A 411-nucleotide genomic window follows, 5' to 3' on the forward strand; every position below is an offset into this window, starting at 1 on the left:
GGATTATCAAGTGTTTGCTCATCCAGAACAGATCGTCATGACCTCTGGTATTCAGCTCGCTTTATCCATTTTAAGCACCATTCCTTTTCCGAATGGAAAACAAACCATACTAGTCGAACAGCCGGGTTATCACTTATATCTCCAATATTTAGAGAAAAATCAATTGCCTGTGCGCGGAATTCAGCGGACGGAAAAAGGGATCGATCTTATCGAATTAGAGCATATCTTTCGAGAAGAGGAGATTCGTTTTTTCTATACGATGCCAAGATTTCAAAACCCGCTTGGAACGAGTTTATCAAAACGAGAAAAAAGAGCGATTGTAGCCCTTGCTGAGAAATATGATGTCTACATTGTTGAGGATGATTATATAGCAGATTTAGAATTCGACACAAAAAGAGACCCGATCTACTC

1 protein-coding gene is annotated in these 411 nt (G+C 39.7%); it reads left to right on the top strand.

Annotation, left to right across the window (positions count from 1 at the left end):
• The coding region (locus GFC01_RS18415; RefSeq protein WP_152948527.1) for an aminotransferase class I/II-fold pyridoxal phosphate-dependent enzyme at positions 1-411 on the top strand (411 nt) is incomplete at both ends.

This window comes from Desulfofundulus thermobenzoicus, assembly GCF_009428905.1.
GTDB lineage: Bacteria > Bacillota > Desulfotomaculia > Desulfotomaculales > Desulfovirgulaceae > Desulfofundulus_A > Desulfofundulus_A thermobenzoicus.